Consider the following 7,902-nt stretch of genomic DNA (forward strand, 5'->3'; position numbering starts at 1 on the left):
GGCGGGCCGGGGAGGGCTCGGGCAACGTGCTGGTCGGCTACGGCACGTCCGACGCGCCGCGCCGACGGCGGCGCCCCGCGGCGGGGCGTGCCCCGGTCCGCCGCCCGGCGGCCGTGCCGCAGGGCGGCGGCCCCGAACAGGCCACAGCAGCACACGCGGCCTCGCGGCGGTCGGTGACGGCGGACGGGCCGCTGCCGGTGATCTCCCCGCTGGTCCGCCGGCTCGCCCGCGAGACGGGTGTCGACCTGCGCACGGTCGCCGGAAGCGGCCCGGAGGGGCTGATCACCCGCGCGGACGTCGCCCGGGCGGCGGAGACGACGGCGGCGAAGACGCGGGCGGCGGAAAGCCGGGCGCCGGAGACGAAGGCGGCGAAGACGACCGCGGGGGAAGCCGGCGGGGCCCGCGCGGCGGCCACCGGCGGCGTGCGGCGTGTGCCGCTGCGCGGCGTGCGCGGCGCGGTCGCCGAGAAGCTGTCCCGCAGCCGCCGGGAGATCCCCGACGCGACCACCTGGGTGGACGCCGACGCGACCGAGCTGCTGGCCGCCCGCCGCGCGATGAACGCGGTGGACGGGCCGAAGGTCTCGCTGCTGGCCGTGCTGGCCCGCATCTGCGTCGCGGCCCTCGCCCGCCACCCGGAGCTGAACTCCTACGTCGACACCGACGCCCGCGAGGTCGTGCAGCTCGACGAGGTGCATCTGGGCTTCGCGGCGCAGACCGACCGCGGACTTGTGGTCCCGGTCGTGCGGAACGCGCACGCCATGGGCGCGGCGGCGATCAGCGGGGAGATGGCCCGGCTGACGGAGGCGGCGCGGGCGGGTCGGCTCTCCCCGGCCGAGCTGACCGGCGGCACGTTCACCCTCAACAACTACGGCGTCTTCGGGGTGGACGGCTCGACGCCGATCATCAACCACCCGGAGGCCGCCATGCTGGGGGTGGGCCGAATAGTGGAGAAGCCGTGGGTGCACGAGGGGCAGCTCGCGGTGCGGCACGTCGTGCAGCTGTCGTTCACGTTCGACCACCGGGTCTGCGACGGCGGTACGGCGGGCGGCTTCCTGCGGTACGTGGCGGACTGCGTGGAGCGGCCGGCCGTCCTGCTGCGCACCCTCTGACCAACGGCACGCTCCGACCCGCGGCACGCTCCGACCCGCCGAACGCTCCGACCGCGCGGGCCGCCGCCGGTCGCGCGGTCCTGACACCGCGCCCGGCGGCGCTGTGCGGGACGTGTGACCGGGGTGTGATCGGCGGGCCGTAGGCTCGGCGCGTGGAGTACGACGCGATCGTCATCGCCGGCGGCCGGGCCCGGCGGCTCGGCGGGGCCGACAAGCCGGCGCTCACGGTCGGCGGCCGCACGCTGCTCGACCGGGTGCTGGCCGTCTGCCGGGATGCCGGGCGGACGGTTGTCGTCGGCCCCCGCCGTCCGACCGGGCGTCCGGTGACGTGGACCCGTGAGGAGCGGGCCGGGTCCGGGCCGCTCGCCGCGCTGGACGCCGGGCTGCGGCGGACGAGCGCCCCGACGCTCCTCGTGCTCGGCGGCGACCAGCCGTTCGTCCGCCCGTCGACGACGGCCCGGCTGCTGGCGGCCGCCGCTGCGCGGGAGGGCGCGCTGGCCCACGACGGCCGGGACCAGCCGCTGCTGGGCGCCTACCGGCGCGAACCCCTGGAGCGTGAACTGGCGCTGCTCGCCGCCGAGCACGGCGGACTCGACCATCTGCCGCTGCGGCTGCTGACGGCCGGGCTGGAGCTGGCACGCGTCCCGACGGCCCCCGCGGAGACGGCGGACTGCGACACCTGGGACGACCTGGATGCCGCCCGCGCCAGAATCAGGGAGCATGGGCGGGTGTTGGAAGAATGGATGAACGCGGCGAAGGAAGAGCTGGGCATCGACCCGGACGTGGACACCGACCTCCTGCTCGACCTGGCTCGGGACGCGGCGCACGGCGTCGCGCGTCCGGCGGCCCCGCTGACGACATTCCTCGTCGGCTATGCGGCGGCGAGCCGGGGCGGCGGCGCGGAGCAGATCGCGGAGGCGGCGCGGACGGCGGCGGCGCTGGCCGAACGCTGGGCGGCCGAGGGCATGCCGACGGGCCGCCCCGAACCGACCGGCGGTACCGAACCGACCGGCGGTACCGAGGCGACCGGCGGCGCCGAGGCGTCGTCGACCGGCGCCGCGGCGCCGGAGGGTGACGCGGAGAGCGGCGCCTCCGGACCGGCCGAGCCGGCGCTGGACGCACCGAGACCGCCGGAGACTCCGGACTGACCCGGAACGGAAGCCCACATGAGCACCCCCCTGAGCAACAGCCTTGAGGACCCGGACGGGTTCGACGACGCGCTGGCGCTGGCCAACGACGCCCCCGTGACGTCCTGGCCCGAGCCGGCCCCGCCGCCGAGCGCGGCCGCGAGCCCGACCCCGGGTTCACGTTCCGGCGCCGGGTCCGGGCGGGTGGCGCACACCGCCGCCCGCGACTGGGCGCCGGCGCGGGCGGCGGCCAGGCGGGCCGGGCGGCCGCTGGATCCGGTCGAGCTGCCGCTCGCGGAGGCCCTGCGGCACGCGCTGGCCGAACCGCTGGCCGCGCTGACCGACCTGCCCGCCTTCGACAGCTCGGCGATGGACGGCTGGGCGGTCGCCGGTCCCGGCCCCTGGGTGCTGGAGCCCGGGCGCGGGCTGCTCGCCGGTGGCGGCGACGTGCCGCCGCTGGGCGACGGGCGGGCCGTGCCGATCGCCACCGGCGCCCGGGTGCCGCCGGGCGCGACAGCCGTGCTGCGCACTGAGCACGGCCGGGTCGCCGACGGGCGGCTGTCCGCCGAGCGCGCCCCGGCGAACGGCACGGACATCCGGCCGCGCGGCCAGGAGTGCCGCAGCGGCGACCTGCTGCTGACGGCCGGTACGGCGGTCACCCCGGCGGTGCTGGGTCTGGCCGCCGCCGCCGGCTACGACACGCTGCGCGTGACCCGCCGCCCGCGCGTCGAAGTCCTCGTCCTCGGTGGCGAGTTGCTGACCGAGGGGGTCCCCGGCGCGGGTCTGGTCAGGGACGCGCTCGGGCCGCTGCTGACGCCGTGGCTCGCCGCCGTCGGCGCCGACGTGGTCGCCGTGCGGCGGCTGGGCGACGACCGCGACGCGCTGGCCGCCGCCGTGGCCGCCAGCGACGCCGACGTGCTGCTCACCACCGGCGGTACGGCGGCCGGGCCGGTCGACCACGTGCGGCCACTGCTGGCCGAGTTGGGGGCGCGACTGCTGGTGGACGGCGTCGCGGTCCGCCCCGGACACCCGATGCTGTTGGCGGAACTGCCCGCCGACACGCCCGGGCCCGGGCACCTCGTCGGGCTGCCGGGCAATCCGCTCGCGGCGGTCTCCGGGCTGGCCCTCCTGGCCGAACCGCTCCTGCGCGGCTACGCCGACCTCGATCCGGACGCGCCGCCGCACAGCGCGCGCCTGACCGAGGCCGTCACCGGCCATCCGCGTGACACCCGGCTGGTTCCGGTGGCGTTCACCCCGAAGGGGGCCGCGCCGCTGCGCTACCAGGGCCCGGCTATGCTCCGGGGGGTCGCGGCGGCCGACGCGCTGGCCGTGATCCCGCCGGGCGGCGCCCCCTCCGGCTCAACCGTCGTCCTGCTGAGGATGCCCAGCCCATGAGCACCGGCACGAGCGCCGACACGAGAACCGTCGTGAGCGCCGGCAACGCACCCGCCCAGAGACAGTGATGCGACTACCCAACCCCCGCGCGGCCCGGAGCACGTCCGCCACCGACGAGCACACCTTCCGTGTGCAACTGCCGAAGCAGATCGCCGGACCGGTGATCCAGGTGGCCAAGCGGCTGCTGATCGCCAACCTGGTGCTGTTCACCGCCTGGCTGATCGTCTACCTCGACCGGAGCGGCTACGACGACAGCGTCGACGGCGAGGTGAACGCGCTCGACGCGCTGTACTACGTGACGGTCTCGCTCTCGACGACCGGCTACGGCGACATCGCGCCGGTCACCGACACGGCCAGGCTGATCACCACGTTCATCATCACGCCGCTGCGCATCATGTTCCTGATCGTCCTCGTCGGCACGACTCTCGAGGTGCTCACCGAGCGCACCCGCGAGCAGTGGCGGCTGTCCCACTGGAGGTCCCGCGTGCGCGACCACACCGTCATCGTCGGCTTCGGCACCAAGGGCCGCTCGGCGGCGGAGACCCTGCTGTCGACGGGGCTGGCCAAGGAGCAGATCGTCGTCGTCGACCCGAGCGCGAAGGTGATCGACGCGGCGAACGCGGACGGCTTCGCCGGGGTGGTCGGCGACGCGACCCGGTCCAGCGTGCTGGAGCGTGCCCGAGCCGACATCGCCAGCCAGATCATCATCGCCACGCAGCGCGACGACACCGCCGTGCTCGTCACCCTGACGGCGCGGCAGATGAACAAGGCGGTCAACATCGTGGCCGCCGTCCGTGAGGAGGAGAACGCGCCGCTGCTCAAGCAGTCCGGTGCGGACGCGGTCATCACCTCGTCGGCCGCCGCCGGCCGGATGCTGGGGCTGTCGCTGGTCAGCCCGAGCGCGGGCGAGGTCATGGAGGACCTGATCTCCTACGGCGAGGGGCTGAGCCTGGGCGAGCGGCCGGTGAGCAAGAACGAGGTGGGCCGCACCCCGAAGGAGTGCGACGACCTGGTGGTGGCGGTGCTGCGCGGCCACCGGCTGATGAACTTCGACGAGCCGGAGGCCTCCCCGCTCCAGGCGCAGGACCGCGTGGTGATCATCCGCCGCAGCGTGGAGAGGACTCCGACGAAGCTGCGGAAGGGCGACGAGGAGGACACCGGTCGCTTCCGCACCCCGCCGAAGATGCGCCCCGCGAAGCCGGGTTGGCAGAACCCGCGGGACGAACTGGGCCACTGACCGCCTGCGGGGCGGGTCAGCGCCACCGCGGGCAGCCGCCGCTGCTCCACAGCGTGACCCGGGCGCCGTGCACGGCGATCTCCCGGCACAGCCGGAAGTGCCGGGCGAGGACGTCCCGTTTGGCGATCTCGTCGACCGTGCCGTCCAGCGGCTGGTCACGCGGGTCGGCGAGGACGACGACGCGGTGCGCGGCCCGGATGCGGCGGGGCAGTTCGGCGGCCGGGTGCTCCACACCGCGCAACGTGCCGGAGGACTCCGGCGAGCGCGCCAGCGCGACGTCGTCCAGCGACCGGTACGTCTCGCGGTCGTGCAGCAGCCAGTCCCGCCGCCTGGCGGGGGTGAACAGCACGGCGTCACCGGGCGAGGCCAGCTCGCGGACCGCGGCGGCGACGGCCAGCGCGTCGTCCTTGCGTGACTGCGGGCCGCGCAGGTCGAGCTGCCACGGCAGCAGCAGTCCCGCCGCCACGGCCGCCGCGACGGCGATCGCGGCGCCCCGCCGCGCCCAGGCGGGCCGGCGGTCCAGCGCGCGGTCGGCGGCGGCACCGAGCAGCAGGGCGAGCCCGGCGAACGCGTACAGGACGTACCGGTCCACGTAGTAGGGGTGCGCCATCGACAGCAGGAGCAGCGTCCCGGGCGGGACGGCGAGCAGTGCGAGCGCGACGACGCCGCTCCGATCCGCCGGACGGGCCCTGGCTGCGACGTAGCGGGCGAGGGCCCAGCCGACGGCGGTGACGGCGAGGAAGGTCGTCCACTCGGCGACTCCCGGCCGGGAGAGCCAGCCGAGCTGGCCGTCCGCCTGCCCGGCGCACACCAGCGCGAGCGGCAGCACGCCGAGGCCGACCGCGGCGCACGCCGTGAGCCACGGCCGCCACACCCGGCGCCCCACCCCGGCCCGCCACAGCGCGACGCCGTGCGCCAGCAGCGCGAAGCCGGCGAAAAGATTCAGCCAGCACGCGAGCAGTGCCAGCGCCGCGTACCCGGCCCAGCGGCCGACCGCGCCGGGCCGTTCCACCGCGCGCAGCAGCGCCCAGGTCGCCCACACCAGCGCGGCCGCGACCATCGCGTACGCACGGCCCTCCTGCGCGTGCTGCAGCACCGGCGGGAGCAGCGGGTAGGCGAGTCCGGCGAGCAGCCCGGCGCGGGCTGACCACAGTCGGCGCCCCAGCACGGCGACGCCGGCCGCCGCCAACGCCGTCGCCAGCACGGACGGCACGCGCAGCGCCCACAGCCCGTCCCCGAACAGCGCGAACCAGCCGTGCGCGAGCAGGTAGTACAGCCCGTGCACGGCGTCGATCTGTTGCAGCAGCGACCAGATCTCGGGCACCGAACGCCCGCCGACCGCGACCGTGACGGCCTCGTCCCGCCACATCGAGCCGCCGCGTTCGAGCCCCCACAGACCGAGCGCCGTCGCCGACGCGGCGGCGGCACCCGGGCCGGCGAGCCGCGCGCGACGGATCGCTCTCGGTGCGGCTGTGAACGGGCCGGTCGATTCCCGTACACGCCACGTACCGGTGATGGTGATGTCCGCCCCCTCGTCGCCCCTGGTCTGCTCTGTTCTCCCCTACAGCTCAGACGCGGTGGCGGACGAATGGTTGCGGTCAGGCCTCACTCAGGCTTCACCGGGGTGCCATTCCGGCCATTCCCACGGGCGGTCGGCCCAGACGACCTGCTCGGGGTCGTGCGGGTCGAGGTCGGGGAAGCGGTGTTTGATCTCCGGTTCGAACTCCTCGGGGCCCAGCGGCTGCCGGCCCTCGCCGCGGAAGTGCACGATCCGGTACCGGGAGTCCGTGGCGAACTCGTCGACGCGCACCAGCGGCCCGTCGTCGGTTCGCTCCTCCTGCCTGCTCCTGTCGGTCATGCCCCCAGCGTGGCAGCGGGACGGCACGCGGTGGGGGCGGAGCTGGGCCGTTCAGGTGGGAGGCCCCGGTCGGCCGCGGGCGGTCAGGTGGCTGCGGGCGTTCAGGTGGCCGGCGGTCAGGTGGCTGCGGGCGTTCAGGTGGCCGGGCGGAACGCGGCGAGGGTGACGGCGAGGGTGGTGGTGACCGTCGGGGGCAACTCGGCGACGCGGGCCGCGAGGCGGGCCGGCTCCTGGTGCCAGGAGTTGGGTCCCATCGCGACGACCTGCCGGACCGCGGTGTGGTCGAGGGTCAGGGTGGCGGTGACCTCCTGGCGGTCGGCGGGGACGAGGTGCGGCGCGAGCCGGTCGGCCAGCCGGTCGGCCTTCTCCTCCTCGACGCGCAGCAGGTCGAGTGCGGTGACCAGTTCGGCCAGATGCTCCGGGCGGGGCACGACCGCGAGCAGCGTGCCGTCCGGGCGGAGCACTCTGGCCAGTTCGGCCGCGTCGCGGGGTGCGAAGACGTTGAGGGCGAGGCGGGCCGCGTTGTCGACCAGCGGTAGCCCGTCCCAGGCGTCGGCGACGACCGCGCTGATCCTGGGGTGGGCGCGGGCGGCGCGGCGGACGGCCGGTTTGGAGATGTCCAGCAGGACGCCTTCCGTGCCGTCGGGCAGGGCGTCGAGCACGGCGGCCTGGTAGTGGCCGGTGCCGCCGCCGACGTCGAGGACGCAGCCATCGCCGTCCGTCTTCTCGAACGCTTCGCGGGCGCGGGCGGCCAGCGCGTCGGTGAGTGGCCGGAAATGTTCGGCGGCGAGGAAGTCAGCGCGGGCGTCGACCATCTCGGGGGTGTCGGAGTGGAACCGGGTGGCGCGGCGGAGCAGGTTCGCGTACCCCTGCCTCGCGAGATCAAAACTGTGCCGTTCGGGGCACAGCAAGGTGCGTCCGTCGAGTCTCAGCGATCCGGCGCAGTGCGGACAGCGCAGGTAACGTACGGCTTTCTCGCGCATCGTGGGTGTCCGCACTCCTGTTCAGGCCTCGTTCGCGGCAGGCTCGCTCATCCTCACACAGCGCGGCCCACGGGCCGTTACTGTCGTGTGCGGTCGGGGCGGGGCTGGCTGAGGAGCGGGGGTCCGGACATGGCGGCACGGTCGGGTGCGCGTGGTCCGTCGGGCGCGCGCGGGGCGTCGGGCACGGGCGGTC

General features: G+C 75.8%; 7 protein-coding genes. 4 read left to right on the forward strand and 3 right to left on the reverse strand.

Annotated features, from left to right (window positions below):
* From FNX44_RS20395 to FNX44_RS20410, 4 genes are all read left to right on the forward strand, one after another.
* A partial coding sequence (locus FNX44_RS20395) for a dihydrolipoamide acetyltransferase family protein (protein WP_143649965.1) occupies positions 1-1,109 on the forward strand: 1,109 nt, incomplete at its 5' end.
* 152 nt (positions 1,110-1,261) lie between these two features.
* Positions 1,262-2,257 (forward strand): NTP transferase domain-containing protein, encoded by a 996-nt coding sequence (locus FNX44_RS20400; protein WP_143649967.1) that lies wholly within the window; start codon positions 1,262-1,264, stop codon positions 2,255-2,257.
* An 18-nt stretch (positions 2,258-2,275) separates the two neighbouring features.
* On the forward strand, positions 2,276-3,631 hold the full coding sequence (locus FNX44_RS20405; protein ID WP_143649969.1) for a molybdopterin molybdotransferase MoeA: 1,356 nt from the start codon (positions 2,276-2,278) through the stop codon (positions 3,629-3,631).
* 67 nt (positions 3,632-3,698) lie between these two features.
* Positions 3,699-4,868: a potassium channel family protein gene (locus tag FNX44_RS20410; protein WP_153507529.1), complete on the forward strand. Its 1,170-nt coding sequence runs from the start codon at positions 3,699-3,701 to the stop codon at positions 4,866-4,868.
* Between the two features lie 16 nt (positions 4,869-4,884).
* Here FNX44_RS20410 and FNX44_RS20415 read toward each other — a convergent pair whose 3' ends face one another.
* The 3 genes from FNX44_RS20415 to FNX44_RS20425 all read right to left on the reverse strand — a co-directional run bounded on the left by FNX44_RS20415 (position 4,885) and on the right by FNX44_RS20425 (position 7,709).
* Positions 4,885-6,237 (reverse strand): glycosyltransferase family 39 protein, encoded by a 1,353-nt coding sequence (locus tag FNX44_RS20415; protein ID WP_143649971.1) that lies wholly within the window; start codon positions 6,235-6,237, stop codon positions 4,885-4,887.
* A gap of 240 nt (positions 6,238-6,477) precedes the next feature.
* The gene (locus FNX44_RS20420; protein WP_153507530.1) at positions 6,478-6,726 is read right to left on the reverse strand and encodes a hypothetical protein; all 249 of its coding nucleotides are present in this window, start codon (positions 6,724-6,726) and stop codon (positions 6,478-6,480) included.
* Between the two features lie 134 nt (positions 6,727-6,860).
* The gene (locus FNX44_RS20425; protein WP_143649973.1) at positions 6,861-7,709 is read right to left on the reverse strand and encodes a putative RNA methyltransferase; all 849 of its coding nucleotides are present in this window, start codon (positions 7,707-7,709) and stop codon (positions 6,861-6,863) included.
* Positions 7,710-7,902: the final 193 nt, after the last annotated feature.

The sequence above is a fragment of the Streptomyces alkaliterrae genome (assembly GCF_007097205.2).
GTDB classification, from domain to species: Bacteria; Actinomycetota; Actinomycetes; order Streptomycetales; family Streptomycetaceae; genus Streptomyces; species Streptomyces alkaliterrae.